This is a genomic window from Pseudovibrio exalbescens (genome assembly GCF_028737195.1).
In the GTDB taxonomy this organism is placed as follows: Bacteria; Pseudomonadota; Alphaproteobacteria; order Rhizobiales; family Stappiaceae; genus Pseudovibrio; species Pseudovibrio zosterae.
This window is the reverse complement of record NZ_JAQZAJ010000002.1, coordinates 302,503-329,367: the sequence shown is the minus strand read 5'-3', so window position 1 is coordinate 329,367 and position 26,865 is coordinate 302,503. Positions and strand designations below refer to the sequence as shown.

At 55.3% G+C, this 26,865-nt stretch carries 21 protein-coding genes; 15 read left to right on the top strand and 6 right to left on the bottom strand.

Going from position 1 to position 26,865, the window contains the following annotated elements:
• Positions 1-188: 188 nt before the first annotated feature.
• From PUV47_RS06670 to PUV47_RS06660, 3 genes are all read left to right on the top strand, one after another.
• Positions 189-1,727 (top strand): L-piperidine-6-carboxylate dehydrogenase, encoded by a 1,539-nt coding sequence (locus PUV47_RS06670; protein ID WP_274217732.1) that lies wholly within the window; start codon positions 189-191, stop codon positions 1,725-1,727.
• A gap of 12 nt (positions 1,728-1,739) precedes the next feature.
• A complete protein-coding gene (locus tag PUV47_RS06665) occupies positions 1,740-2,939 on the top strand; it encodes an acyl-CoA dehydrogenase (protein WP_274217731.1) in 1,200 nt (399 codons plus the stop codon).
• Positions 2,940-3,043: 104 nt separating this feature from the next.
• Complete coding sequence (locus PUV47_RS06660; RefSeq protein ID WP_274217730.1) at positions 3,044-4,219, top strand: NAD(P)/FAD-dependent oxidoreductase; 1,176 nt, start codon at positions 3,044-3,046, stop codon at positions 4,217-4,219.
• 2 nt (positions 4,220-4,221) lie between these two features.
• Here PUV47_RS06660 and pap read toward each other — a convergent pair whose 3' ends face one another.
• Positions 4,222-5,700 (bottom strand): polyphosphate:AMP phosphotransferase, encoded by a 1,479-nt coding sequence (gene pap, locus PUV47_RS06655; protein WP_274217729.1) that lies wholly within the window; start codon positions 5,698-5,700, stop codon positions 4,222-4,224.
• 297 nt (positions 5,701-5,997) lie between these two features.
• Here pap and PUV47_RS06650 point away from each other — a divergent pair, with 297 nt between their 5' ends.
• Positions 5,998-8,007 carry a bifunctional DedA family/phosphatase PAP2 family protein gene (locus tag PUV47_RS06650; protein WP_274217728.1) on the top strand — a complete coding sequence of 670 codons (2,010 nt, stop codon included), beginning with the start codon at positions 5,998-6,000 and terminating at the stop codon, positions 8,005-8,007.
• Here the strand turns inward: PUV47_RS06650 and PUV47_RS06645 are convergent.
• Positions 8,004-8,354 (bottom strand): ArsR/SmtB family transcription factor, encoded by a 351-nt coding sequence (locus PUV47_RS06645; protein ID WP_274217727.1) that lies wholly within the window; start codon positions 8,352-8,354, stop codon positions 8,004-8,006. The two genes, PUV47_RS06650 and PUV47_RS06645, sit on opposite strands and share 4 nt — an antisense overlap.
• A gap of 268 nt (positions 8,355-8,622) precedes the next feature.
• Here PUV47_RS06645 and PUV47_RS06640 point away from each other — a divergent pair, with 268 nt between their 5' ends.
• From PUV47_RS06640 to PUV47_RS06620, 5 genes are all read left to right on the top strand, one after another.
• On the top strand, positions 8,623-10,179 hold the full coding sequence (locus PUV47_RS06640; RefSeq protein WP_274217726.1) for a DEAD/DEAH box helicase: 1,557 nt from the start codon (positions 8,623-8,625) through the stop codon (positions 10,177-10,179).
• Positions 10,180-10,231: 52 nt separating this feature from the next.
• Positions 10,232-11,284, top strand: a complete 1,053-nt coding sequence (locus tag PUV47_RS06635; RefSeq protein ID WP_274217725.1) for a hypothetical protein — start codon at positions 10,232-10,234, stop codon at positions 11,282-11,284.
• A gap of 66 nt (positions 11,285-11,350) precedes the next feature.
• The gene (locus PUV47_RS06630; protein WP_274217724.1) at positions 11,351-12,076 is read left to right on the top strand and encodes a glutathione S-transferase family protein; all 726 of its coding nucleotides are present in this window, start codon (positions 11,351-11,353) and stop codon (positions 12,074-12,076) included.
• 5 nt (positions 12,077-12,081) lie between these two features.
• Positions 12,082-12,573 (top strand): MmcB family DNA repair protein, encoded by a 492-nt coding sequence (locus PUV47_RS06625; RefSeq protein ID WP_274217723.1) that lies wholly within the window; start codon positions 12,082-12,084, stop codon positions 12,571-12,573.
• Positions 12,574-12,713: 140 nt separating this feature from the next.
• Positions 12,714-14,366: a GMC family oxidoreductase gene (locus tag PUV47_RS06620; RefSeq protein ID WP_274217722.1), complete on the top strand. Its 1,653-nt coding sequence runs from the start codon at positions 12,714-12,716 to the stop codon at positions 14,364-14,366.
• A 10-nt stretch (positions 14,367-14,376) separates the two neighbouring features.
• On the opposite strand, the gene coaBC is transcribed toward PUV47_RS06620, so the two are convergent.
• Positions 14,377-15,585, bottom strand: a complete 1,209-nt coding sequence (gene coaBC, locus PUV47_RS06615) for a bifunctional phosphopantothenoylcysteine decarboxylase/phosphopantothenate--cysteine ligase CoaBC (protein WP_274217721.1) — start codon at positions 15,583-15,585, stop codon at positions 14,377-14,379.
• 146 nt (positions 15,586-15,731) lie between these two features.
• Entirely contained in the window at positions 15,732-16,961 is a 1,230-nt protein-coding gene (locus tag PUV47_RS06610) for a penicillin-binding protein activator (RefSeq protein ID WP_274217720.1), read from the bottom strand.
• A 237-nt stretch (positions 16,962-17,198) separates the two neighbouring features.
• On the opposite strand from PUV47_RS06610, the gene rsmI reads away from it, so the two are divergent.
• From rsmI to gshB, 3 genes are all read left to right on the top strand, one after another.
• Positions 17,199-18,125, top strand: a complete 927-nt coding sequence (rsmI, locus tag PUV47_RS06605; RefSeq protein ID WP_274217719.1) for a 16S rRNA (cytidine(1402)-2'-O)-methyltransferase — start codon at positions 17,199-17,201, stop codon at positions 18,123-18,125.
• Entirely contained in the window at positions 18,088-18,492 is a 405-nt protein-coding gene (locus tag PUV47_RS06600) for a YraN family protein (RefSeq protein WP_274217718.1), read from the top strand. The genes rsmI and PUV47_RS06600 overlap by 38 nt, the downstream gene beginning before the upstream one ends.
• 127 nt (positions 18,493-18,619) lie before the next feature.
• Positions 18,620-19,564, top strand: a complete 945-nt coding sequence (gene gshB / locus PUV47_RS06595) for a glutathione synthase (RefSeq protein WP_274217717.1) — start codon at positions 18,620-18,622, stop codon at positions 19,562-19,564.
• Between the two features lie 83 nt (positions 19,565-19,647).
• On the opposite strand, the gene PUV47_RS06590 is transcribed toward gshB, so the two are convergent.
• Positions 19,648-20,817 (bottom strand): aminotransferase class I/II-fold pyridoxal phosphate-dependent enzyme, encoded by a 1,170-nt coding sequence (locus PUV47_RS06590; RefSeq protein WP_274217716.1) that lies wholly within the window; start codon positions 20,815-20,817, stop codon positions 19,648-19,650.
• A 9-nt stretch (positions 20,818-20,826) separates the two neighbouring features.
• The gene (locus PUV47_RS06585; protein ID WP_274217715.1) at positions 20,827-21,462 is read right to left on the bottom strand and encodes a helix-turn-helix transcriptional regulator; all 636 of its coding nucleotides are present in this window, start codon (positions 21,460-21,462) and stop codon (positions 20,827-20,829) included.
• Between the two features lie 187 nt (positions 21,463-21,649).
• On the opposite strand from PUV47_RS06585, the gene PUV47_RS06580 reads away from it, so the two are divergent.
• From PUV47_RS06580 to PUV47_RS06570, 3 genes are all read left to right on the top strand, one after another.
• Positions 21,650-23,176 (top strand): YifB family Mg chelatase-like AAA ATPase, encoded by a 1,527-nt coding sequence (locus PUV47_RS06580; protein WP_274217714.1) that lies wholly within the window; start codon positions 21,650-21,652, stop codon positions 23,174-23,176.
• Between the two features lie 74 nt (positions 23,177-23,250).
• Positions 23,251-25,533, top strand: coding sequence for a response regulator (locus PUV47_RS06575; protein WP_274217713.1), 2,283 nt, complete (start codon positions 23,251-23,253; stop codon positions 25,531-25,533).
• A gap of 390 nt (positions 25,534-25,923) precedes the next feature.
• Positions 25,924-26,757, top strand: coding sequence for a GNAT family N-acetyltransferase (locus PUV47_RS06570; RefSeq protein WP_274218298.1), 834 nt, complete (start codon positions 25,924-25,926; stop codon positions 26,755-26,757).
• The last annotated feature ends 108 nt before the right edge of the window (positions 26,758-26,865 follow it).

The following is a 26,865-nucleotide window of genomic DNA, read 5'->3' as shown; positions in this document are numbered from 1 at the left end:
CAACCATCTTCAATCCGGTCTAGGTCACTGTAATATCTATATTTACCTCGTTAGTACGCTCATTGGGCGTTCCTTGCAATCATTCCAATTGCGCATGACTAAAGGAAAATACGTGGCTTTTGCTGAAGGGGCTGATCCGTGAAACTGCTCTGCAATTAAATAAACACGAGCCTCCCCGGGAGATCCCAATGTCTACTGCAATCGACACCAAGCGCTTACCGGAAGAAACCGTCGAACTCCTGTCCCGGATGGGCGTTGATCCCGCCAACCTGTCCGATGGAACCCTTGCAGCCAAGAGCCCAATCTCCGGCAAGACCATAGCTTCCATCAAAGAGCACAGCGCAGACGATGCCACCTCCATGATTGGTGCAGCACAGGATGCCTTCAAGGCCTGGCGGCGCGTCCCAGCCCCACGTCGTGGCGAGCTTGTGCGTTTGCTTGGAGAGGAGCTTCGCGCTCACAAGGACGATCTGGGGCTCCTTGTTTCCATTGAGGCGGGCAAAATCACCTCTGAAGGTCTCGGCGAAGTGCAAGAGATGATCGACATCTGTGACTTCGCTGTTGGCCTTTCACGCCAGCTTTATGGGCTTACCATCGCTACCGAACGTCCCGGCCACAGGATGATGGAAACCTGGCATCCTGCAGGGGTTGTTGGCGTGATTTCCGCGTTCAACTTCCCTGTGGCCGTTTGGTCATGGAACGCCGCACTGGCGTTTGTTTGTGGCGACAGCGTGGTCTGGAAGCCCTCCGAGAAGAGCCCCTTGACCGCCATGGCAGTTGAAGCGCTCTTCAAAAAAGCGCAGGCCAAATTTGGAGAAGACGCACCGGCGGGGCTGCTTCAGGTTCTGCAGGGCGGCCGTGAGGTTGGTGAAGTCCTGGTGGATGATCCACGTGTTCCGGTGATCTCCGCGACAGGCTCGACCCGCATGGGCCGTCAGGTTGGCCCACGGGTCGCCCAGCGCTTTGGTCGCAGCATTCTTGAACTTGGCGGCAACAACGCCGCCATCGTTGCGCCTTCTGCGGACCTCGACCTTGCGCTGCGCGGCATTGCCTTTGCAGCTATGGGCACAGCGGGCCAGCGCTGCACGACATTGCGCCGCCTCATCACCCATGAAAGCGTCTATGATGCTTTGATCCCGCGGCTTATCAAGGCCTATGGCTCGGTAAAGATCGGCGCACCCACTGACGCAGGCACTCTTGTTGGGCCGCTGATTGACAAAGACGCCTACGACACCATGCAAAGAGCGCTCGAAGAAGCAAAGGCTGCCGGGGGCATCGTTCACGGTGGCGAGCGTGTTCTTGCTGAAGAATTTCCGGATGCATATTATGTGCAGCCTGCCATTGTAGAGATGCCGAAGCAGGTAGGCCCTGTGCTGGAAGAAACCTTCGCCCCCATCCTGTACGTGGTGCGTTACAGTAGCTTGGAAGAAGCAATTGACCTGCAAAACGGCGTCGCCGCAGGCCTTTCTTCCTCCATTTTCACCTCAGATCTTTCTGAGGCCGAAATCTTCACTTCTGCTGTCGGGTCCGATTGTGGCATCGCCAATGTGAACATTGGCCCATCTGGTGCAGAGATTGGTGGAGCTTTCGGCGGCGAGAAAGAAACCGGCGGCGGCCGCGAAGCAGGCTCTGACGCTTGGAAGGCCTATATGCGCCGCGCAACCAACACCATAAACTACTCAGGTGCCCTCCCACTGGCGCAGGGCGTGAAATTTGACGTGGAATAAGGAAGTCCAGAGATGAGCATTGATCCAACCGGCGGCGGTCAGTTTAACTGGGCAGACCCTTTTGCCCTGCGCGATCAGCTTCAAGAAGATGAACTCTTGATCATGGATAGCGCCCATGCCTATGCGCAGAACAACCTGATGCCACGGGTTATTGAGGCCTACCGTGAAGAAAAGACGGATCGCGCAATCTTTGACGAAATGGGCGCTCAGGGCTTGCTTGGTGTGACGCTTCCAGAGGAGTATGGCGGCTCTGGGGCCTCCTATGTTGCGTATGGCCTTGTTGCGCGAGAGATCGAGCGCATTGACAGCGGCTATCGCTCCATGATGAGCGTTCAATCCTCGTTGGTCATGTTTCCGATCTATGCCTACGGCTCTGAAGAGCAGCGCAAGAAGTACCTGCCAAAACTGGCCAGCGGTGAATGGGTTGGCTGCTTCGGTCTGACAGAACCGGATGCAGGCTCTGATCCAGCCGGCATGCGCACCCGCGCGGAAAAAATCGAGGGAGGCTATCGCCTCAAGGGATCCAAGATGTGGATCTCAAACTCTCCCATTGCAGACGTTTTTGTGGTCTGGGCGAAGTCCGAAGCCCACGATAACAAGATCCGTGGTTTCGTGCTTGAAAAAGGCATGAAGGGCCTTTCCGCTCCAAAAATCGGCGGAAAGCTGTCTCTGCGAGCCTCCATAACCGGCGAAATTGTCATGGACGGCGTGGAAGTGGGCGAGGAAGCTCTGCTTCCAAACGTCTCCGGCCTGAAAGGCCCATTCGGCTGCTTGAATCGGGCCCGCTATGGCATTTCCTGGGGCGCTTTGGGTGCAGCAGAGGACTGTTGGATGCGCGCGCGTCAATATGGCCTTGACCGAAAGCAGTTCGACCGCCCTCTGGCTCAGACCCAGCTGTTTCAGAAGAAGCTTGCGGACATGCAAACCGAGATTGCACTTGGCCTTCAAGGCTCCTTGCGCGTTGGGCGCTTGTTTGATGAAGGCAAAGCTTCACCTGAGATGATTTCACTCGTCAAGCGCAACAACTGCGGCAAGGCGTTGGATATTGCCCGGATGGCCCGCGACATGCACGGCGGCAACGGCATTCAAGAGGAATACATGATCATGCGTCATGCACAAAACCTTGAAACCGTAAACACTTATGAGGGCACCCATGATGTGCATGCTCTCATTCTAGGCCGGGCTCAGACAGGCCTGCAGGCCTTCTTTTAAGAGAAACCGAAGAACGCAGAGCCCCGCAAGCCATTGTTTGCGGGGCAATTTATGACCACAGGGGGCCGGAAACCACCAGCCGGCATGTTGTTTTGGATTAGACAATGGGCACAAAGCGGGTTGATGTCGCCATCATTGGCGGTGCAGTCATGGGATCGTCAGTGGCATTTCATTTGGCCGCGCACTCCGGCTTTTCGGGCAGCATTGCCGTAATCGAAAAAGACCCGAGCTACCAAAAGTGCGCCTCTGCCCTGTCTGCGGCATCCATCCGACATCAGTTCTCAGCACCAATCAATATTCAGATTTCTCAGATGGGCATCGATTTTTTGCGTAACATCGGAGACATTCTTGAAGTTGACGGCGAAAGACCGCGGATAGATTTGAACGAGGGCGGTTATCTCTTTCTGGCGACGCCCGAAAAACGCGAAATTCTGGAACGTAACCACAAGACCCAGATTGAGCTGGAAGCGGATATCGCGTTTCTCGAAAAAGATGCACTTTCTGAAAAATTCCCATGGCTCAATACCACAGACCTTTCCGCTGGTTGTCACGGGCTTTCAGGGGAGGGCTGGTTTGATGGATACGGCCTGATGCAGGCGTTTCGCCGGAAGGCAAGAGCGCTCGGTGTCGATTATGTGAGCGACACGGTATCGGGTCTCAGACCCAAGGCCGCCAACTGGCAGCTGACTCTGAACAGCGGAAGCACCATTGAAGCCGGTGTTGTTGTCAACACAGCTGGCGCGTCCGGTGGAGCCGCCATTTGCGCCAAGGTCGGTCTAGATCTGCCGATCCATTGCCGCAAACGCATGATCTTTACCTTTGATTGCCGGGAGAAAATTCCGAACCTGCCTCTTCTCATTGATCCAACTGGCGCGTATGTGCGCCCGGAAGGCAACAGGTTCATTTGCGGCAGCGCCCCCCTTGAAGATCCCGATTGCGAGGACTTCGAGGTGGACCACAGCTTCTTTGAGGAGTTTCTCTGGCCAACCCTGGCACACCGCATTCCAGCATTCGGGGCGATCAAGCCGGGCCCATCTTGGGCCGGGCACTATGACATGAACCTGTTTGATCACAACGCCTTCGTCGGTTCGGTCTCAGGCCTCGACAACTTCCATTTGGCATTGGGTTTTTCCGGCCATGGCTTGCAACAGTCCCCTGCTGTGGGACGCGGCATCGCCGAGCAGATCATATTCGGAGGCTACAGAACCTTGGACCTCAGCCCACTCGGTCTGGACCGGTTTTACCAGAACCGGCCCCTTCATGAGGTGAACGTGGTATAGCTTCAGCCGAACATGGCGCGTTCCAAGGCTTTACAGTGTTGCTCAAGAACCTTGACGCGCGCATTTCTCTTGTCCTGGGAAGACACGAGCGTCCACGGCGCATAACGTGTTGAAGTCCGGTCCACCATATCGCCTGCTGCGGTAGCGTATTGATCCCACTTCAAGCGATTGCGCCAATCCTCCTCCGTGATCTTGTAGTTCTTGTAAGCGGTCTCTTCACGAGCCTTGAAACGCTGAAGCTGCTCTTCCTCAGAGATGGCGAGCCAGAACTTGCAGATGACGATACCGAAGTCAGCCAACTCTGCTTCAAAGGAGTTGATTTCGTTGTACGCACGCATCCAGTCAGCTTCAGAACAGAACCCTTCCACCCGTTCCACCAACACGCGCTCATACCAAGAGCGGTCAAAGATGGCGATGTGGCCCTTGCGCGGCAGTCTACGCCAGAAACGCCACAGATAGGGATGCAGCTTCTCTTCTTCGGTTGGCGCCGCAATTGGATAGACTTTGTAGTTCCGGGGATCGAGAGCTTGCGTCACTCGGCGGATAGACCCGCCTTTGCCAGCAGCATCATTTCCTTGGAACACTGAAACCAGTGAAATCTTCTGGAACTTCTTGTGGTCTGTAAGCTCGGCGAGGCGACCTTGCCAATGTTCGACTTCCTTTTTGTAATCGGACTTGGAAATTGTTTCTGTGAGATCAATGGCATCAACTGCCGAGGTTTTCGTAATGCCACTCACAATCGCTGGAGCTGAAACAGGCTCCATATGGTGCTGCTCATGTCGCTTGTTCATGGCCGCCAGAATGGTTTCGCCAACAGCGAGGTCGCGGTAATGCGGATCAGTTGCCGGGATAACAATCCAGGGCGCAAAGCCCGTGCTGGTATGGAGCGCAACTTTCTCTCCGGCAACAAGTGCCTTCTTGTGATGTTTGAGGTCGGTCCATTCCTCCAGAAAGTGGCGGGTCTTGTGCTTAGAGGCCGCAACGGCTTCAAGCCGTTTTTTCTGCTCGTCCTTTGGAAGGGTGAACCAGAACTTCAACAAAAGCACATTTTCGTAGGCGAGCATGCGCTCAAATCGATTGATAGCGGCAAGTTCGCGCTCGAAGGCATCGTCATCCAACTCGCCCTTAACCGCCTCGCGCATGGGGGCCTGATACCAGGAGCCAAACACGATTGCGGTCTCGCCGCGCGCTGGAAGATCGCGCCAATAGCGCCAGAAGTAGGGGCGAAGCCGTTCTTCTTCAGTCGCTTTCATCTGATAGGCATTACAAAATAGATACCGATTATCCATCCATTCAAACAGACGGCTTATGGCTGCGCCCTTACCCGCGCCATCCAAACCGCCGACCAGAATGAGCGTTGAAAAGGCCTTGTCATCTCGCAGCTTGTGTTGAATTTTCAAAAGCTCTGCTCGCAGATCCGGCACGCGTTTCGAGAACTCTTTCGTGTGAAGATGTTGGGGAATTGCGGCAGATTGGAACATTGCGGGCATCCAACTTTTGGTGGAATCTCAGAAATACTAGCGAATAAATTTCATCGTGACAAAGAAAGAACACGATCTTTCGTGAAAGCGACTTTAAGAAACTATCGTTAAAATTGAGAGACCTGCTGTTCTTGCAGCCAAAAGCAGCGCCTGACTTGAACCTCTTGCCTTGCGCACCCACTCTTTCTGACAGTCACATTCTGGATGCATCTGTTTCGGAGGGCCGATATGGCATTGAACAGCCCGCGTTTCTCCGATACTTAAGCCCCTGATCCCAATAGATATTGAGATAGCTCCGTGAGCACAGACCTCGTTACAGAATACCTACAACAGCTGGTTGCCTTCATTGGAGCCAATCCATCTTTGGCAGGCTTCATTTGCTTCTTTGTTGCGATGGGGGAAGCTCTGTTTCTGGTCGGGCTGTTCTTTCCCAGCACGGTTGTACTGGTTGGTGCGGGAACGCTGATTGGCCTCGGAAACCTTGAATTCTGGCCAATCTTTATCTGGACAACGGCAGGCGCCATCGCAGGCGACGCCATTTCCTACTGGGTAGGCTATCTCTTCAAGGATCAACTGCGCCGCAACTGGCCTCTCAACCGCTATCCGCAGCTGGTACAACGCGGCGAAGATTTCTTTGCCAAACATGGCGGCAAAAGCATTTTCATCGGCCGTTTCGTGCCGGGCGTAAAGTCGGTTGTTCCGGGCATTGCAGGCATGGCGGACATGAACTTCATGCGTTTCACGTTTTTCAACGTGATGTCGGCATTTGCATGGGCGGCAGTTCATCTCGTTCCGGGTGTTCTTGCAGGCTCTGCGCTGTTCGCACTGGGTGAAATTGATACACGTCTAGCCATCATCCTTGGGGCGTTGTGTCTTGCTGTCTTCCTGGCCGTCGTGATGATCCGTTGGGTGATCCTGATTATTCTTCCGATCTTTGGCGGCACCCATGGCCTTATGGTCCGCTGGTTTTCTCGTCGCCAAGACAGTGTTTCCCAGTGGATTGCGCGCACGTACGATCCCGATAACCCGCAGTCGGTAGGCATGTTGCTCTCCGCGCTGCTGCTCTTGATCACACTACCCGTGTTTTTCTGGTTCACGCAGGCCATCGCGCCGGAGCGCACCATGGCGCGCGCAGATCTTGCCATCGGCACTTTTTTGGAGGCGGCACGCAACCCAACGCGCGATCAAATCATGATCGGCCTCACGATGATGGGGGACAGTGTTGTCACGGTGAGCGTCGCCGTTGCTGTGGGTCTCTATCTTTTTTCCCGCAAGGCATGGCGCCGGGCCACCGGCTTCGTGATCGCACTCGCCAGTTCCGCCCTGTTTGTGGTGATCATTAAGTCGCTGGTAGGCCGCGAACGCCCCATCGATCTCTACACCGGAGCCAGCGCTTTCTCCTTCCCTTCGAGCCATACAACAGTCACGACCGTTCTCATTGGCGTTCTGGCTGTTCTTCTCGTTCACGAAAAGAGCGGGAGGTTCAAGGCAGCGATTTACTCATCCGTGGCGGTCTACGCCATCTTGATGGGTTTCTCACGAATTTATCTTGGCGCGCACTGGTTATCTGACGTGCTTGCTGGGCTGCTTTTCGGTGCCTGTATCGTGGCCGCGTTCGCTTTCATTTTCGGGCACATTCACAACGAAAAAGTGGGCCGGGGGGCGCTTGCGGGCATCAGTCTTGCAGCGTTGCTGTCCGTCTCCACGTTCCACATTTACTATGGCTTCGACAATGCAGTGCGCATGTATCAGCCGCGCTCAGCCATCACCATCATGGACTACAGCCAATGGTACTCTTATGGCTGGCGTAACATTCCGGCAAAGCGCATCAACATTGTTGGAGACTTTGAAGAGCCGCTTCCTCTGCAATGGTCTGGAAGCCCGGAGGAAATTGAAGCCTACCTCTCGGCAAGGGGTTGGAAACCCGCACCGAAATGGGATGTGCAGTCCGCCACTGGGTACTTGAAAGGCGAAACCCCAGCCGGTGAGCTGCCGCCAGTGCCACACACCAACGCGGGCCGTCTGCCGATCCTCACCATGATCTATCAAAGTGATGACGACCATCGCTACGTTTTCTGGCTGTGGGAGACCAAATTTCGCCTCAAGGGCACCGACAACCTGACTTCACCTCTTTATGTCGGCGCTATACTTGAAGAACAGGCCGTTCGGCCGTTTGGGGAGTTTTCGGGGCTGCAAAGTGATGACGATCAGTCTGCGGCGATCAATCCATTCTCAGGCTTGGAAGGCGCGACGATCAAAAGGCGCGTGAATGGCAACACTGTCATTCTGGCGGGGCCAAAGCCTTAAACGGTTGCCGTGTGATCCTGATTCTCTTCCGCAGCTTCCAGCTCTGGAGCGCAATAGAGCTGATAGAGGGTTTGCAGCACGGCCTCAACTTCGGCGCTGGCTAGAGAGTAGTAAATAGTCTGAGCACTGCGGCGGGTTTTGACCAGCTCGCTGGCACGCATCTTTGCCAGGTGCTGGCTGAGCGCAGACTGACTCAAGCCAACCGCTTCCGCCAGCTCCCCAACCGCGCATTCACCTTGTAAAAGCTTGCAAAGCACCATGAGACGCTTTGTGTGCGCCATAGACGACAACAAGCTTGCTGCTTGTTCAGCTTTTTGCTCAAGTTGTCCGATATCCATGTTTTGCATGGCGTTGTTCTGCCTTGGTTTCGATGGGCTGCACGGTGCTGAAACCGGCATAGGCATACCAGCCTATCACACAATTTCCTTGACTTTTGATTGTTATCGAAACATCACACCTGTGAAAAGGGCGTAGATCCCCGTTTTCGGAGTGACACAGTCAATTAATGTGGCAGGTGCCGCATTGTGAGCCTTGAAGGCCCTCCGAAACCCTAAGTGTCAGTCAGTTTCTGTCTCTATTATTTATCATCGCAGGTTTTTCGCGCATGGCGACCTGATGCCTGCCAAAAGAAAGTACACACTCTTGAGTGAGTTTGAAGGTCTTGGCCTGTCCAAGCCATTGCTTCTGGCTTTGGAAAAAAAAGAATACGGCGAACCAACCCCCATCCAGCGCCAGGCAATCCCAATTGTGCTCGAAGGCCACGATCTGCTCGGCCTCGCACAGACCGGCACTGGCAAGACGGCGGCCTTTTCGCTTCCCTTGCTGCAGCGCTTGAACGAGAGCCGCTTCCGTGCTTCGCCGCGCGGTGTGCGGTCCCTCATTCTTGCGCCGACCCGTGAGCTGGCCGATCAGATTGCCACCTCTGTCAAAGGATACGCAGGGCGACTTCCCATTCAGGTTGGCTGCGTGGTTGGCGGTGTGCCAATGCTGCGCCAGATCCGCGCCATTCAGCGTGGCCTTGATGTTCTCGTCGCCACACCGGGTCGCCTGATGGACCTGCACCGCCGCGGGGCAGTGCATTTTGACGATCTTGAAGTTTTTGTGCTGGACGAAGCTGACCAGATGATGGACATGGGCTTCATTCACGTTCTGACCGAGATCGCAGCTCTGTTGCCAAAAGAGCGTCAGTCCATGTTCTTTTCCGCAACCATGCCGAATGAAATCGCCAAACTGGCCGATAAGTTCCTGACCAACCCGCAGGAAGTGAGCGTCGCTCCACCTGCAACAACGGTTGAAAGCGTTGAACAAAAGCTGGCGCACCTGAGAGAAGACCAGAAGGGCAAACTGCTCCTCAAGCTGCTCGGTCAGGAAGAAGTATCCCGCGTGATTGTGTTCACGCGCACCAAGCACCGCGCCAACAAAGTGGCAAAGTTCCTTGCGGCCAACAACGTCACAGCGGAAGCCATTCACGGCAACAAGAGCCAACCACAGCGCATCAAGACCATGGAGGCTTTCAAGGGCGGACGCCTCAAGGTGTTGGTCGCCACGGATATCGCGGCACGAGGCATTGACGTGTCTGACGTTTCAACCGTCATCAACTATGACATGCCGAATGTGGATGAGAACTACGTTCACCGCATTGGGCGTACAGCACGCGCGGGCAAAGAAGGGCAGGCATTTTCCTTCGTTATCCCGGAAGAGCGCGGCATTCTGAAAACAGTTGAACGCTTGACCCGTCAAGAAATACCGGTGTTGGAAGGCTTTGAGTTCTTTCACTCTGATGCAGAACCTAAGAGCGCTCGTCGCGGGCGCTCAGGCGGAGCACGCAAGCCAAATTCATCAAAACCGGCAGGTTCCCGAACTGGCGCAGCCAAAGCTGGCGCTTCAAAGGCCGGAGGCAGGGGGAAACCCGCCGCAGCACAGAAGCGCGCCGCGCCTGCTAAGCGTCGCCCTGAAGAGGCACAGGCGAAGAGCTCAGCTCCCACCACCGCAAGAAAGCCCGCAGCTAAACCGCAGCCGGGCAAGGCCAGCAAACCCAATGCGGCCGCACAAAAATCAAAGGCAGGAAAGCCAAAAGCCAAAGCACCAGCGCGGCGAGCACAGTCATCAGCGGGAAGCGGTCCAGCCGCAACTCCATCTGCCAGCTATCTAAAGCGCAGGAAATCAAGCTGATACCTAAGCGCTTGCAGGCTGAAGACACCACCAGAACTTCGGGGAGGTTTCATTGCTTCTGCATAAACTTCAATCTCCCCGCCAGTCCAAAACGCTGGTGGTCGTCTTCTCTCAAGCACGCATTCCAGCGGGCAAGTTTGGTCTTGAGCGGCTCTTCGCCAAGACCCAACACGCCTGCTTGTTCGTCAATCATGCCGGAAGTCTTTGGTATCTGGGCGTTGATGACGAGCTGGACCAGCGCATTGACGCTGCAGTGGAAGCGTTTGCGCCTGAACGGCTCATTTACTACGGTGCATCCATGGGCGCTTACGGCGCGCTGAAGACCGGCCTGCGCCGTAGAGATGGAGAGATTTTTGCTTTCGGGCCTGAGTTTGAACTTGGTGCACCAGGCACGCAGAGCCGCGACACAGTTGGCCCTAAACCAGAGGTACCAGACTACCTTCCAGATGGACTGGCCAGTGACCTGGCGTATCCCGTGCACCTTTTCTTCGGGCTTTATGACTGGATCGATGCCAAAGGGTACCAAACCCTGAAGCCGCTGAAAGAGCGTTCCAACATCAATCTTTACGGATTGAAGTCACCCCACGCCTCCCATGATCATCTCTACACAATCAATGTAGTTAGACAGATAACTAAGCGATTTGATCGCGATATACCTCTGACAATAAATAATAAAAATATATCGTATACTATGAACTGCCGCGAAATTGAGCTCTTCATTGATCTTGGGGAGGCAGTCGCATCTGAATTGTCGTTATCCGGAAAACTAAATAGCGAATGTGAAGAGATGCTTTTTGTTACCCATCCGGGTTATGCCCTGCTTGGCGCAGAGGTCTTATCCAGAAGAGGCGAGACGAAAAGAGCTGTCAGCTTGCTCCGAAGATGGGAGAACCAACTCTCCACGGACCCGGTTTTGGCCTCCACGCCGAAGAGATGGCGAAAACGCTTTCCGCTAGAAAGAGTACGTATAGAGCTGGCCGCTGGGGAACTAGAGACAGCGCGAACGTCGCTCTCGGAAATGGCAGCGCGCTATCCGATTTGCGAACACATGTTGTCGCTTTCCCGCGAACTGGGCATGTCTCTTGAGGCATATACGATGGATTAACGCTTTACAGCTCCTACATCTCATGTTGAGACTAAAGCAATTGCCTGTTCCAAAAGAGTTTTCAGCATGACTACTTTCAGCGCTCCTTACAAACTCTACTACTGGCCCATTCCGTTCAGGGGCCATTTTGTTCGCTTCACGCTGGCCTATCTGGACCTTGACTGGGAGGAGGCGGAGGTGGAAGAGGTTGCGCACTTGCGCAGCGCCCCCATTTCTCAGCAGCCCTGGCCGCTTATGGCGCCTCCCGTTCTGCATGACCGGGAGGCAGACTTTTTCGTCAATCAGCTTCAGGCCATCGTTGCCTATCTTGGCGAAAAACATGATTTGACACCGGATGACCCTCAATTCCGGGCCACCACCAACAAGATACTCGGCGATTGTGGGGACGTTCTAGAGGAGATCACGCAGAATTGCGGCGACACCATGTGGTCCGTCGAAACGTGGCGGCATTTCAAAGATGATCGGTTTCCGCGCTGGATGAACCTTTTTGAAGACATGGGAACGCGCCACGGTCTGTCCGAGACCAAAGGTTACATGCTGGGCACCGATGAGCCGAGCATCGCGGACCTAGCCGCCACGGCGTTGTGGCACACCATGTTTACGCAACTGCCATTGGTCGAAGCGCGCGTGAAGCAACAAGCCCCATGTATGCACGGTCTTGTTCATCGCATTGCTGCCCGCCCAGAGATCGCAGAGGTTATCGAGCGCAGCAAGGCCACCATGAACGACGTCTATTGCGGAGGGGAAATCGAAAGATCGCTCCGCCTCATGCTGGAAACAGAGGGCCTCTGATAGCCATGCTTCCTTCAGATTCATCCAACCGCATTCGGCTAGATGATCCCTTGCAGGATGGGAGGCAATCAGAACGAGCCTTGCGCATTCAGCGCGGCACGATGAGACTTCTCCGCACAATTGGCTTTTCCAGTCTAGCAGAGCTGCCCTTGGCTTCTGGCAGGCGGGCAGATTTATGCGCGCTTGGTCCAAAGGGCGCCCTTTGGATCGTTGAGATCAAATCTTCCATCGCCGATTTCAAAAGTGACACCAAGTGGCCGGAGTATCTTGCGCACTGCGATCAGTTTTACTTCGCCACCAGCGTGGATGTGCCTCAACACATCTTTCCTGACAATGCCGGGCTCATCATCTCTGATGGATACGGGGCCGAAATAATCCGCCCAGCGCCTGAGGTGAAACTGGCGGCAGCCACCCGAAAATCCGTAACTCAGCGCTTTGCGGAGGTTGCTGCCCGGCGGCTGCATACTCTCATGGATCCCGATCAAGAACTTTGCTGATCGGCTTCACTAGTACAATGAATTAGACCTATCGCCTAGTTTTCCGAGGCTTGCTCCCCTGCATTGAGCCGGTCAAACTCTCCTGAGGTGACCTGCAATAAATAACTTGAGTTCACGGGCCACCTTGGGAGGGAGGACCCATGAACTTTGATTTTGTGATTGTTGGCGGTGGATCCGCTGGCAGTGTGCTTGCTGCTCGGCTTTCTGAGGATCCAAAAATTTCCGTATGTCTGGTTGAGGCAGGTGGGCAAGGCAAGTCCATTTTTGTGCGCGCTCCAATCGGGATTATCGCAATGGTACCCGGCAAACCATTTTCTCTGAACAACTGGTCATTTGAAACAGAGCCTCAAGCGGAGCTGAACAACCGGCGCATGTTTCAGCCTCGAGGAAAGGCATTGGGGGGCTCCAGCGCCATCAACGCCATGCTCTACATTCGTGGTCAGAAGGAGGACTACGATGACTGGGCTCGTCTGGGTTGTGAGGGGTGGTCTTATGATGAAGTGCTGCCCTACTTTCTGCGCTCAGAGAACAATGAGCGAGGCCTCTCCGAGTTTCACAGTGACAACGGACCGCTTCAGGTCTCTAACCAGCGTTCACCACGCGCAATCGCGGAGGCCTACATTCGCGCATGCGAAGCCCACCAGATCCGTCGGAATGACGACTTTAACGGCGAAGTTCAGGAAGGAGTTGGCCACTATCAAGTTACTCAATTTCATGACAAGGCGAAAAGAGGCGAGCGCTGTTCTGCCGCTGCCGCTTATCTTCACCCAATCATGGGACGCCCCAATCTAACTGTCCTCACCGGCGCTCGCGGCCGCCGCGTGCTGCTTAAAAATGGGCGCGCCACCGGCATTGAGATTTACTGGAAGGGCAAACAACAAGAAATCACCGCGAACCGCGAAGTCCTTGTTTGTTCGGGCGCTTTCCAGTCCCCACACCTTCTCCAGCTTTCTGGCATCGGCCCTGAAGCTGAACTTAGACGGCACGGCATCAAGGTTGAACACAACCTTCCCGGCGTTGGGCAGAACCTTCAGGACCATCTGGACTACACAATCAGCTTCAAATCCAAGAGTCAGGACCTTGTGGGGCTTGGCATTCGGCCCACCTTGAAGCTCATTGGCGAAATGCTTCGCTGGCGCAAGGACGGTACGGGCATGATTGCCACCCCAGCGGCAGAAGGCGGCGCATTCTTCAAATCCAGCCCGCACGTCGATCGGCCAGACCTGCAACACCACTTCGCAATCGCCATCGTGGATCAACATGCGCGCAAACTGTACTACGGCACGGGTTATGGCTGCCACGTCTGCTTGTTACGACCAAAATCAAGAGGCGAGGTGGGTTTGAAATCGGCCGACCCGATGGCGCCGCCACGCATTGATCCGCGTTATCTGACAGAGCCGGAAGACCTTGATTTGATGGTAACGGGCCTGAAGAAAACCTTGGATGTGCTCGATCACCCAGAGTTTGACGCCTACCGCTTCAAACCTTTGCGGAAAATCGACCGTTCCGAAGCGGGCCTGCGCGCAGAGATACGCGCCCGGGCGGAAACCATTTATCATCCGGTCGGCACCTGCAAGATGGGACAGGATGAAATGGCCGTTGTTGACCCCGAGTTGAAAGTGCGGGGCATCGAAGGATTGCGCGTTGTGGACGCTTCGGTTATGCCGACGCTTATTTCAGGAAACACCAACGCTCCTACCATCATGATTGCCGAAAAAGCAGCTGACATGATCTTGGGCCGCGCACCTCTGCCTGCTTTCAGGCGCGCAGACCCTGTTACGACCTCAGCTTAATAAAAGCGCGTCAGCTGCCGAGCTTTTCAGCGATCTTTGCGATCAGCTTGGCAGCGACCTCTTCCTTGCCCATCTTCGGCCAATCCTCAACGCCAGCCTCAGACACGATGCGAACGGTGTTCTCGCTGCCACCCATCACGTTGTTTTCCGGGCTTACGTCATTGGCGACAATGAAATCGGCGCCTTTGCGCTGCAGCTTGCCGCGCGCGTTTTCGATCAAGTCATTGGTCTCGGCGGCAAAACCAACCACCAGCCCTGGCCGCAAGACCTTGCTGTTGCCTATAGTCGCCAGAATGTCCGGGTTCTCGACGAAATCCAGTGCCGGCACTTTTCCGGAGCCATCTTTCTTGATCTTCTGATGCGCATCGGACGCGACACGCCAGTCAGCCACAGCAGCCGCCATGATGGCGATATCAGCGGGCAGAGCCGATTGCACTGCGGCCAGCATTTCGCGGGCAGTTTCTACATGCACCACGTTCACACCCTTGGGGTCCTTCAGCGTGACCGGACCAGACACCAGTGTCACATCCGCACCGGCCTGCGCGGCCGCCTCAGCGATTGCATGCCCCTGACGACCTGAGGATCGATTGGCAATGTAGCGTACCGGATCGATAGGCTCGTGGGTTGGTCCAGAGGTAATCACCACCTTCTTGCCTGCCAGAGGCTTGCTCGTGGCATTGAAGAACGCCTCGACAACTTCCAAAATCTCCAAAGGCTCAGCCATGCGGCCATACCCAGCCTCGCCCTTTTCGGCCATCTCGCCGGCATTGGGCCCCACTGTCAAAATCCCATCGCCTTGCAAGGTCTTCAAGTTGCGCTGGGTCGCGACGTGAGCCCACATGCGTGAGTTCATGGCTGGTGCAATCAACACGGGCTTGTCAGTTGCAAGCAGCACGCAGGATGCCAAATCATCCGCATGGCCACCCGCCATTTTGGCCATCATGTTGGCTGTGGCTGGTGCCACGACGATCAGATCCGCTTCGCGCGACAGGCGAATGTGGCCAACGTCATGCTCAGCTTCCCGGTCAAAAAGATCCGTAAACACTTTTCCGCCGGTCAGAGCACCAACGGCAAGCGGCGTAATGAACTTTTGAGCACCTTCTGTCATCACCGCACGCACGGAAGCGCCGCGCTCTTGCAAGCGCCGGACCAGATCCAGCGACTTGTAGCAGGCGATACCGCCCGTGATGATCAGAAGAATGCGCTTTCCCGAAAGCATCGACAGCTCCATGCTTGCTCAAAATACTCTTGGCTATTCCTAGCGGTAATTGCAGAAAAATGCACTCATGAGTTCAACGGACCTAGAACAAAAAAACCCGCGGGGCGGCGCCCTGCGGGTTTCTGAACTCGAAATTTGCGCTTCCCTCAGAACTGCGGAGCGAAAGACCGCGGTGCAGCGGCAATAGGTTCCGCCTTGCCCTGACTGGTAACAGCGTAAACAGCCAGACCGCGCTCGCTCATGCCGGATGAGGTGAAGCGAAATACACCGTCGATTCCAAGGAAGCCGTCCTTGTTGGTCAAAACGCGGTCGGTAAACCGGTCAGGCCCCGCAGAGCGCACAAGGCCTGCAGCAAGGATCGTCGCATCATAAGCCAGCGATGCGTTTCTAGCCGGTGGTTGGCCGAATGCCGAGGCATAGCGCTGACTGAACTGATCGAAACTACGGTTATCCGGGCCGGGGAACCAGCTGCCCACCATAACCGGTGACTGCAGAATATCGCGGGTGTTCCACTGACCGCTGCCGATCAACTTCAACTCGCCAATGTTAGCCCCCTGTTCCGTAAGCACCTGCATGGCAAAAGGAGGCACACCGCCGCCCTCAGGTATGAACAACGTATCCACCTGACCGATGGAACGGGCAAGGCTCGTGACTTTCTGACGGATGTCGTTGGCATCCCCCGGTGTGTAGCGTTCAACCATAACAATGCGGCCATTGGTGCGACCAACTGCCTGTCTAAAAGTCGCTTCTGCAACGGCACCGTAGGAGTTGTTTGGCAGCAAAGCCGAATAGGAACGACGCTCTTGGTCGGCGGCGTAGCCAACGATGCGGTTTACATCTGACTCCGGCAGATAGCTGAGCAGATAGGTGCCGCGACCAGCCACATTCGTATCGCTTGAGAACCCAATGACGGGCACACCCGCGCTGCGCGCTACAGAGCTTGCGCCCTCAACGGCCTGCGCGAAAACAGGACCCAATATCAGCTCAGCTCCCTCAGCGATGGCGGCGCTTGCAGCTGCCTGCCCACCCTCGCGGGTGCCACGTGTATCTTTCACGAGAAGCTGGATGTCCGCACCCTGAAAATCTTGCAGGGCCATTTGCGCGGAGTTCTTGAAGAGTGTCGCAACCTCAGCAGAGGACTGGTTCTCACCCGTCATGGGAAGCAACAGTCCAACTCGGACCGCCCCATTCCCGATTACCTCACCGCTTACCTGTGCCGGACCGACCGGCTCGAACGGCGAGTTTGCTGGATTGTAAACATTCGAGTAGTTGGGCCCGGCAACACAACCAGCCAGCAGGGCAGCAGCGCCCACTGCAACGGCTTTAAGCGTTGTCTTGAAAAAACGACCCCGAGACGCGTTTTGCAAAGCGCTCATAAAATCCCCACCAATTCCTACGGCCCTAAATGATTTGGACCGTTTGCCATGCCCGGTCACATCTGCTCTTGATTTTTGCAGAAGATAGGACGCAATTACAGCCGCTACTACACTCATGTCGGGTCTTTTTTGCGATTACTGGCAATTTATGCCTCTATAAAATCGAGAAAGTGCCCGTTGTTCGCCAGATGTCCCACTTCACTTGTGCAAAACCAGCTTAAAGGAACGGTTCTCCCCATGGAACATGAACAAGCCGTTGCAACCAGAAGATTTTCCATTGGAGAAAACACATTCAATGCGCGTTCTATCCAGAGCGGCTTGTACATCGTTTCTACGCCAATCGGCAACTTGGGGGACATCACAGTCCGTGCATTGGAGACATTAGCCGCCTGTGATTTTGTCGCCTGCGAAGACACGCGCGTCACCGGAGTACTGATGCAGCGCTTCGGTTTGAAAACACCGCTGATGACCTATCATGAGCATAATGCGGCCAAGCAGCGCCCCAAAATTTTGGAGGCACTGGAAGCTGGAAAGGCCATTGCGCTGGTTTCAGATGCTGGAACGCCGCTGATCTCCGATCCCGGCTACCGTCTCGTCAATGATGTTGTGGAAGCGGGCCATTCAGTATTCCCCATTCCTGGCGCATCGGCTCTGCTTACCGGCCTTGTCGGGGCAGGTCTTCCTTCTGACACGGTTTTATTTGCCGGCTTCTTGTCCCAAAAGGCAGGAGCGCGGCAAAAGCGACTTGAAGAGGTAAAGGACATTCCGGCCACTCTGATCTTCTATGAAAGCCCGCACCGTCTGTCCGCAACACTGGCAGATATGGCCCGCATTCTGGGGCCAGAACGTCCCGGCGTCGTGGCGCGAGAGCTGACCAAGAAATTCGAAGAGTTTCAACGTGCGCCCCTCCAAGACCTTGTGGAGCGGTATTCCGGAGATCGCCCCAAGGGCGAAATTGTGATCCTTATTGGACCACCCGCCGAGAAAGAGCCGGATGCTGCCGATGCAGACCGACTGCTGCTGGAGGCACTTCAGACCATGCCTGTGAGTGCAGCAGCAAAAACAGTTTCCAAGGCGACTGGCTTAGAGCGGAAAACGCTGTACGCGCGGGCGATGGAGCTTAAAGATGGTGCATCAAACGAAGATGCCGGAGACGACGGCTAAGGATCGGCGTATTGCCGCGGAGCGAAAAGGCCACCGAGCCGAAGCGCTGGCGCGCTGGTACATGCGGCTCAAGGGCTATCGAGTTCTTGAGCAGCGCTACAAGACGAAGCAGGGCGAGATCGATCTGATCGCCCAGCGCGGAAAAACCATCGCTTTCGTTGAAGTAAAGGCACGTCGAACGGCAGAGGCCGCGATCGGTGCCATCACCCCACGCGCGCAGCATCGTATTGAAGCCGCAGCACGGCTTTGGCTTTCACACTCTGACATTCCGCCAGAAATGACGTACAGGTTTGATGCCGTGCTCATCATGCCCCGCAGGTGGCCTCAGCACATTCACAACCTGTTTGAAAGCCGAAGCTGCTTCTAATACAACTTTGTGAAGCCGCCCCCATAGACAAACGCTTTTGGCAACCGCATATCTTGCCTGACTAAAGCCACTCGCAATTTCCAAGGAACCGATAGTCCTCGCAGGTTCCACCCATAAGGAGCTTTCCATGGCCCTGAAAGTCGCCGTTCAGATGGACCATATTTCGTCCATTAACATTGCAGGTGATAGCGCTTTCGCGTTGATGCTAGAAGCGCAGAAGCGTGGGCACGAACTGTACCACTACACTCCTGATCGTCTCGCCCTCTGGGGGGAGAAGGTGATGTGTGCAGTGGAACCGGTTGAAGTGCGTGATGAGGTTGGCAACCACTTCTCGTTTGGCGAGAAAAGGCGTGTTGATCTTTCTGAAATGGATGTGGTCCTTATGCGTCAGGATCCACCATTTGACTTGTCCTACATCGCAGCCACTCACATTCTTGAGAAGATCCATCCAAAGACACTGGTGGTAAACAACCCCGTATCGGTGCGCAATGCACCGGAGAAGCTGTTCGTCACCCAGTTTACGGATCTGATGCCGCCAACCCTGATCACGCACGACAAGGACGAGATTGACGCTTTCCGTGCCGAGTATGGCGATATCGTCATGAAGCCCCTTTTTGGTCATGGCGGTGCAGCGGTGTTCCGTGTCACCAAAGACGACCTGAACTACGGCTCACTCTATGACTTCTTTGCCGCAACCTTCCGCGAGCCATGGGTCATTCAGCAGTTTCTGCCAAACGTAAAGCACGGCGACAAACGCATCTTGTTGGTGGATGGTGAGTTTGCTGGCGCAGTGAACCGCGTTCCAGCGGAGGGGGATCTGCGCTCCAACATGGTGCGCGGCGGTTCACCAACGGATAGTGACCTGACAGATCGCGAACGCGAAATCTGCGCCCGCCTTGGCCCTGTCCTGAGAGAGCATGAGCTGTATCTGGTCGGCATCGACGTGATTGACGGCTACCTTACCGAGATCAACGTGACCGCACCAACGGGCATTCGCGCCATTGCAAAGCTCGGCGGCCCCGATGTTGCAGGAATGGTCTGGGACCGATTGGAAGCCAAACGAGCTGGCTAAACAACGCTCAGAACCAAAGCAATCAAGAGGGGGCGACCCCTCTTGATTGCTTTGTCTTAAGGCGATGTGCGCAACCGCACCCGCTACGCCTTGAATTGCGGATAGTGCGCCTCAAAATGCTGGCGCATCGCAGCAAGCCCCTGCTCAAAGACAGCACCACGGCCAAAGCCGATGCGGAAGTGATCTTCAGGCACATCTCCCAGCTCCGAGCGATATATGGAGCCCGGCAACAGCAACACACCGCTAACCTCAAGCAGCTTCCTGCAGAATGCTTCACCGCCTTCAGGCCCTAGAAACCGAGGAAAGGCCACGCAGCCGCCCAGCGGCCGTGTCCACTCCACCAGCCCCGGATAGGCGGCAAAAAGCTGTTCCAGTGCCTCGACGTTTTTCTTTAGCAACGCATGGTTTCTGGCAAGGATCTGATCTCGTGACTTGAGCGCGATCAACGCCAGCGCTTCAGAAGGGGCGGAGTTACATATGGAGAGGTAATGCTTGTAGCGTTCAACCTTCTCAAGAAGTCCCAGATCTTGCGCGGCAATCCAGCCCACGCGAAGACCGGGCATGCCATAGGCTTTGGACATGACATTGAGCGAGATACCGCGCTCATAAATTTGAGCGACTTGCGGCAGACGATCTGCGGGATCGAGTTCCACTCCTCGATAAACTTCATCAACAAAGAGCCAAATGCCCCGTTCGCGGCACAGGGCGACGATCTCCTTCAAATCCTCATGGGGCAGTACCATGCCTGTCGGGTTCTGCGGGAAGTTGAGTGAAATCAGCTTGGTATTGGGCCGGATAGCCGCCCGAAGCTCATCCAGATCGAGCTTCCAGCCACCTCTCACCATTGCTTTCTTTATGGGAACGCCTGTCACCTCGCAGATTGCAAGCGGCACGGTCTCTGCGCTTTGATAATTTGGCACCGTCGTAATCACGTGGTCGCCTGCTGACAGTAAAACCTTGGCAACGGCATAAAGACCTTCGGCGGCACCTGCCAGGCACAGAATATTCTCTGCCGCTAATCCGCTGTAAGTCTTGGCAATCTCATCTCGCAGCTGCGGCGCCCCCCAGGTCTGAGTGTAGCCCAACCAAAGCTTTTCAAAGCGCTCTCGGTCTTCTGGAGCGGCCATTTGCAACAGGTCAGAGAGGCTTAGACTTTCCATGTCGGAAGCGGTCATGTGATGACGCACCTTGAACTCCCACTTGGAGAAAAACACTTCCAGCTCGAAATCGCGCATTGGCTGTGGGCTTGTCATGGGAAACTCCTAGGCACGCTCGGCGGGAGCCGCACTTGCTCTGCATTGTTTGATGAGTGAATAGAGGCTGGCTCGTGAGATACCGAGGGCTTCAGCCACAAAATCTGCGGACCCGCGTGCAGCAAAGACATCTGCTGCCAGCAAGCGACTGACAATGACCTGGCGTTCATTTCTTCGCAGCTGATTGAACGAGATTTTAAGCTCGTTCAGCGTGGCTGCGATGATGGCGTTCGTTACCTCGCGCCAGTCATTCTTGATGAATGCGGAGTCATTTATGTCTTGCGCTGTGCTGGTCAATTGAGCGAGCAAGTTCTTGGCCGCTTCCAGCGCATCGACACGCAGGTTCATGCACAGCAATGCTGCAGGCGCGCCGGTGTCATCTCGTATCAATGCGGAAACGGAGCGCAATTTTGCTCCATCTGAGTTTGATTTCAGGTAGGGCCCGATCGTGTCATCCGCAGACAAGTTCGCCTGAAAATCACCAATGTCTGTCAGACTATCGTCACCCGGCTTGCGGGGGGACATGGCGTTTACAAGGACCGCGATGCGCTGCGACTTCAAATCGTGGAGCACAACCTCGACCTGCCCGGGAAACAGGGCCGCGATGGCGTGGCAAACCGGCGTAAGTAACTCAAGTGACGACATGGCCTCAATCTGGATATTTCATGTATAATAAGACAAATAGTCTATTCATCGTCACAGCGCAAATTTATCCTTGAGAATTCAAAGTGGCATTGCATTTCCCGCAGTATCCGGGGACTGAGTTCTGTGAATGTTCCTCGGTGAATTATGCAGCTACCCTGTCAACAGCGTTGGTTTCGGGGGCAGCGACATGTTCGCCAGAGTTACAACAGTTGCGTTTCAAGGCATTCAAGCCGTGGATGTGGATGTGCAAGTGCAGATCGGTCCCGGCGCCATCTGTTTCACACTGGTTGGCTTGCCAGACAAGGCCGTTGCCGAGAGCCGCGAACGGGTGCGGTCTGCGCTCGTTGCATCCGGGCTGGCCCTCCCGGCAAAGCGGGTGACCGTCAATCTCGCCCCTGCGGACCTGCCAAAGGAAGGTTCTCACTATGATCTGCCCATTGCCCTAGGGCTGATGGTTGCCATGGGCGCTTTGCCGTCAGATGTACTGACCGATTATCTCGTGATTGGCGAACTGGCACTGGATGGGTCCATTACAGCAGTCAACGGCGCGCTCCCGGCTGCCATGGCTGCAAACGGGCAGGGTAAAGGCCTGATTTGCCCGGCAGTGTGCGGTCCTGAAGCCGCTTGGGCAAGCGGCGATATGAAGATCCTCGCACCTAACTCCCTCATACAGCTGGCAAATCACTTCAAGGGCACACAAGTCTTGAGCGCGCCGACGCCGGGTGTTTCGCCAAGCCCCCCAGACCAGAAGGACCTTTCGGAGATCCGCGGACAGGAGACTGCCAAGCGTGCATTGGAGATCGCAGCGGCTGGAGGGCACAATTTGCTTATGGTTGGGCCGCCCGGCTCAGGAAAATCCATGCTGGCGAGCCGTTTGCCATCCATTCTCCCCAAGCTAGAACCTCGAGAACTGCTTGAGGTTTCCATGATTGCCTCGATCGCTGGAGAACTGGCAGATGGGCAGCTCAGCAATCAGCGGCCTTTCCGTGCGCCCCACCATTCTGCGAGCATGGCCTCTCTGGTGGGGGGAGGGTTGCGTGCTCGCCCCGGAGAAATTTCGCTGGCTCACAACGGTGTCCTCTTTCTGGATGAGTTGCCAGAATTTCAACCACAAGTGCTCGACAGTCTTCGCCAACCCATTGAAAACGGGGAGGCTACGATCGTACGCGCCAACCACCGCGTTACCTATCCTTCGCGGGTGCAGTTGATTGCTGCCATGAACCCTTGCCGATGCGGCCATGCCGGTGAACCGGGCCACCAATGCAAGCGAGGGGATCGTTGTGCCGCGGACTATCAGGCCCGCGTTTCCGGTCCCTTTCTGGATCGTATCGATCTGCAGATTGAAGTCCCCGCTGTCTCTGCGCTGGATCTGATTGGCGCATCAAGCGCAGAAAGCTCCGCGCGCGTGGCAGAGCGTGTCATGCTGGCCCGAGAACGGCAGAAGGCGCGTTATGCCAAACTTGGCCTCCCCATCACCATGAACGCTCATGCCAGTGCACGTACCATCGAAGAGACAGTAGGCCTAAATGGAGCCGGAGAGGCGCTCATGGCAGAAGCTGCCTCCAAGCTCCAACTTTCAGCCCGAGGGTTTCACAGGGTGCTAAAGCTTGCCCGCACGCTCGCGGATATGGATCAGAAGGATGATGTAGGTCATCATCACCTAGCAGAGGCATTGAGCTACCGCCAAAATCGGTTGATGTCGCTTGCTGCTTGAAACTCTGTTTTTACCCTTTGGCGCTACAACCAGAGCTGATCCGTTTGCAGGCTAATTTGTCAGAGTGTGAGTTGATGCAAGAGAGCCGAGAATCTGGCCCCTACAAAGAGCCTGCTGACCTGAAAGGGGCAACTTCCCTCGAAGCTATCAGACAGGTTGTGCCAACCACTCCGGCCTCCAAGACGTCAACCGTACTACGCCTCCTTTCGCTTGTAGCAGGTATTCTTGGTCTCGCGGTCTCACTGGGCCTTAGCTTTCAACCCTTGCCAGCTGCTGCTTTGGCACCTTGTATCGCGTTTCTCTCAGGGGCGATCGTCTTTCGCCGCTTTCCTGCTGCAGATGAAATTGCGCGATATTGGACCCGTCAGCAGGTGGAAAGTGAAGTCTCCGAACTGCCAGAGGGCCTCGAACTTGAGGACGTTTACAGCTCTGCCCTGCAAGAGGTGAACGCCCAGCACCAGAGTGTCCTGGAAGCGTTGGGTGCTATCGTCATTCGGCGCGATGGCGAAGGCCGTGTGCTCTACGTGAATGAGGCAGCGGCCCATGCGTTCAAGCCCGGCGACCAACCGCGGGTCGGTGAATTTCTCAAACTTCCAACCCTTTCTGGGGGCCTTACTTCGCACGCACCAGCAGTGAACGAGACGCCTTCCGAGGTTGAGATCGACACCCAAAAAGGGCCTCGATGGTTCTCCGTTCTCAATCTTCGGGTCAGTGACAGCAGTGGTGCTGCGCCCGTTTTGCAAACTATCCTTCGAGATGTCACCCAGCGCCGACGCGCAGAAGAAAAACTCCGTGAAGGGTTGAGCCAAGCCGCCATTGCGAACGAAGCCAAGTCGCGTTTTCTCGCAACGGTTAGCCATGAAATCCGAACGCCGCTCAATGGCATTTTGGGGATGGCAGGCCTATTGCGTGACACCCGGCTCAGCCCGGAGCAGAGGACATACGTCGATGCCGTCGATACCTCCGGTCAGGCCCTGCTGGTTCTCATTGACGAGTTGCTGGACTACTCCAAGATCGATGCGGACAAGCTTGCTTTAAACGTAAAGCCAACGAACTTGCGTAGTGTCGTCGACGGAGTGGTGGAGCTTCTTGCGCCCAAAGCCCAAGACAAGGGGCTGGAAATCGGTGCATTCATTGACCACGAGCTGCCCGAGATCGTGGAAATTGATGAAGCGCGCATACGCCAGATACTTCTCAACCTCGCTGGCAACGGTATCAAATTTACCGAGAAGGGTGGTATTTCCGTTCTGGTTGAGAAAGATGAAAGGGCCTTAGCTCGAGTCGGCCAGATCCCACTGAAGATCAGCATCTCGGACACCGGACCTGGTTTTAGTGAAGAACAAGCTGCCCGCATATTCAATGAGTTCGAACAGCTAGATCATGGCCGCACGCGCAAGTTTGGCGGCACTGGGCTGGGCCTTGCGATTTCTCAAAGGCTCGCACAGTTGATGGATGGAACGATCTCGGCGCAGGGAGAACCGGGTAAAGGGGCAACCTTTACCCTTCGGCTGCCGGTCACCGCAGTTGAGGAGCCCTACAAAAGGCCAGAGACAGAGCTGGAGGGCACCAAGGTCTTGCTCCTTTCCAGTGGCGCAACAGAAGCACCCTTGATTGCAAGATGCCTGCAACAACATGGATGCACGGTACAAGAACTCTCTGGTGACTCCAGCGATGTGTGGAATGCCCTTTCTCAAGCCAGCTTGCTGATCGTGTGCGAACAGGCTGTCGCCAACATGGCCAGCTGGCTGGAGATCGCCAAAACGCACCAACCAGAACTCAAGTGCATAGTGGTGGTTGCTCCTTCTGAGAGAGACAAACTCCCGCAGTTAAAGGCAATCGGCTTCGATGCTTATCTGGTTCGCCCCGTGCGTGGCTCCTCGCTATTGACAGTCGCCGATAAACTGGTGAACGGGGACGCCATGGACCAGATTAGTGAGGCGGCTGACCCTGAGCGTTCTCTGGTCCACACTGAGACTACACTGGCCAAAAGTGCATTGCGGTTTCTTGTCGCCGAGGACAATGAGATCAACCGCATGCTTACCGGTGCCCTGCTGAAGAAGATGGGTCATCAGACACACTTCGTCGGCAATGGGGAGGAAGCGGTGAACGCAGCACTGAGTGGCGATTTCGATGCGGTGCTCATGGATTTGCATATGCCGGGCATTGATGGGGTCACGGCGGTCCGTCAGATCCGCAGTGCAGATAACCCCAGAGCCTTAAGCCTCCCCATCATCGTGGTGACAGCAGATGTGCTCCCAGAAACACGAGCAGCCGCACTCGATGCGGGCGCAAATGGGTTCATAACGAAACCGCTGAACTTCACCGACCTAGCTAACATTCTGAATAGCATTTATTGATCATCAACAGCTTTGGCGCGTAAATTTACCCTGCGTCTCAACTCAGCAAGACAGCCACTTTCTGCCCGTTTGACGCTAGGTAAAACTAAGGTGACTGAAAAACTGGGAGTAACTTTAGGCCATGTCATGCTACTGTATGAATAGGGATTTACGGCAATCCTAGTATAAAGGACTGGGGAACGACCTTCTCGCAAGGTGCATTGCATTTGACAAAATCGACTGGAAGGTCGGCTGGAAATTGCAGCATCTGCAAGTCAGGTCTCAGGAGACGCGGGTTAGATGAACGGATCTGGGCTGTTTTCGCCAAGGAATATTGTTAGGAAGTTCGCTCCATTGAAAGCCAATGGGATCGGGCCCGGCCGGTGGACGCCAACACCGCTCAAAGCACGTATGATGCACAACGCGCCGCTAAGCTTGGGCCGCGTTGGTTCCCTTGAGGTGCGTCAGGCAGAAAACTGGAAGGAAGTAAAGCACTCCCAGCGCCTGCGCTATCACGTCTTCTACGAAGAGATGTCTGCAATCGCAGACGCGCAGACCATGCTGACGCGCCGCGACAAAGATGCCTACGATGCCATCTGCGATCATCTTTTGGTTGTAGACCATGACAGCCTCGTCAAAACAAAACCGTTCAGCAAGCCGAAGCCACAAATTGTTGGCACCTATCGCATGCTCCGTCAGAATGTTGCGGACATGAACGGCGGTTTCTACACGGCTGGCGAGTATGACATTCAGCCTCTTCTGGAACGCCATTCCCACGCAAATTTCATGGAGCTAGGCCGCTCGTGCGTCTTGAAGCCCTACCGCAACAAGAAGACAGTTGAACTACTGTGGCATGGCATCTGGTCTTACGTGCTCATGCATAATGTTGACGTGATGATCGGCTGTGCCTCCATTGAAGGCACGGATCCCGATCGCCTGTCCGAGCAGCTTTCCTTCCTGCACCACTATGCGCAGGCACCAGAGGAATGGCGCGTGAGCGCGCTGCCAGATCTGCATGTGGACATGAACCGCATGCCGAAGGACAAGGTTGACCAACGCTCTGCGTTGCGTGCGTTGCCGCCGCTGATCAAAGGCTATCTGCGCCTTGGCGCATACATTGGTGATGGCGCTGTCGTCGACCACCAGTTCGGCACCACGGACGTTCTTATTGTCATGCCGGTGTCTGCACTCAACTCTCGTTATGTTAACTATTACGGCGCTGACGCCAGCCGGTACGCCAGCTGATTTTTCCGCACATTTCTGCCATTTGTGCGCTGAGGATAACTGCGGTTAAGGAAAAACCGCAGTTCTTCTTTAACGTCGCTTTAAACCCCCTGATTTAGCGTTGGTTTA

Bases quoted from the DNA above. Each gene is read 5' to 3' on its own strand.
- PUV47_RS06630 (WP_274217724.1), top strand. From the start codon at position 11,351: ATGACTACTTTCAGCGCTCCTTACAAACTCTACTACTGGCCCATTCCG.
- PUV47_RS06625 (WP_274217723.1), top strand. From the start codon at position 12,082: ATGCTTCCTTCAGATTCATCCAACCGCATTCGGCTAGATGATCCCTTG.
- PUV47_RS06610 (WP_274217720.1), bottom strand. From the start codon at position 16,961: ATGAGCGCTTTGCAAAACGCGTCTCGGGGTCGTTTTTTCAAGACAACG.
- PUV47_RS06645 (WP_274217727.1), bottom strand. From the start codon at position 8,354: ATGCAAAACATGGATATCGGACAACTTGAGCAAAAAGCTGAACAAGCA.
- rsmI (WP_274217719.1), top strand. From the start codon at position 17,199: ATGGAACATGAACAAGCCGTTGCAACCAGAAGATTTTCCATTGGAGAA.
- PUV47_RS06590 (WP_274217716.1), bottom strand. From the start codon at position 20,817: ATGACAAGCCCACAGCCAATGCGCGATTTCGAGCTGGAAGTGTTTTTC.
- PUV47_RS06575 (WP_274217713.1), top strand. From the start codon at position 23,251: ATGCAAGAGAGCCGAGAATCTGGCCCCTACAAAGAGCCTGCTGACCTG.
- PUV47_RS06620 (WP_274217722.1), top strand. From the start codon at position 12,714: ATGAACTTTGATTTTGTGATTGTTGGCGGTGGATCCGCTGGCAGTGTG.
- PUV47_RS06585 (WP_274217715.1), bottom strand. From the start codon at position 21,462: ATGTCGTCACTTGAGTTACTTACGCCGGTTTGCCACGCCATCGCGGCC.
- gshB (WP_274217717.1), top strand. From the start codon at position 18,620: ATGGCCCTGAAAGTCGCCGTTCAGATGGACCATATTTCGTCCATTAAC.
- PUV47_RS06660 (WP_274217730.1), top strand. From the start codon at position 3,044: ATGGGCACAAAGCGGGTTGATGTCGCCATCATTGGCGGTGCAGTCATG.
- PUV47_RS06600 (WP_274217718.1), top strand. From the start codon at position 18,088: ATGGTGCATCAAACGAAGATGCCGGAGACGACGGCTAAGGATCGGCGT.
- PUV47_RS06670 (WP_274217732.1), top strand. From the start codon at position 189: ATGTCTACTGCAATCGACACCAAGCGCTTACCGGAAGAAACCGTCGAA.
- PUV47_RS06640 (WP_274217726.1), top strand. From the start codon at position 8,623: ATGCCTGCCAAAAGAAAGTACACACTCTTGAGTGAGTTTGAAGGTCTT.
- PUV47_RS06580 (WP_274217714.1), top strand. From the start codon at position 21,650: ATGTTCGCCAGAGTTACAACAGTTGCGTTTCAAGGCATTCAAGCCGTG.
- pap (WP_274217729.1), bottom strand. From the start codon at position 5,700: ATGTTCCAATCTGCCGCAATTCCCCAACATCTTCACACGAAAGAGTTC.
- PUV47_RS06665 (WP_274217731.1), top strand. From the start codon at position 1,740: ATGAGCATTGATCCAACCGGCGGCGGTCAGTTTAACTGGGCAGACCCT.
- coaBC (WP_274217721.1), bottom strand. From the start codon at position 15,585: ATGCTTTCGGGAAAGCGCATTCTTCTGATCATCACGGGCGGTATCGCC.
- PUV47_RS06570 (WP_274218298.1), top strand. From the start codon at position 25,924: ATGATGCACAACGCGCCGCTAAGCTTGGGCCGCGTTGGTTCCCTTGAG.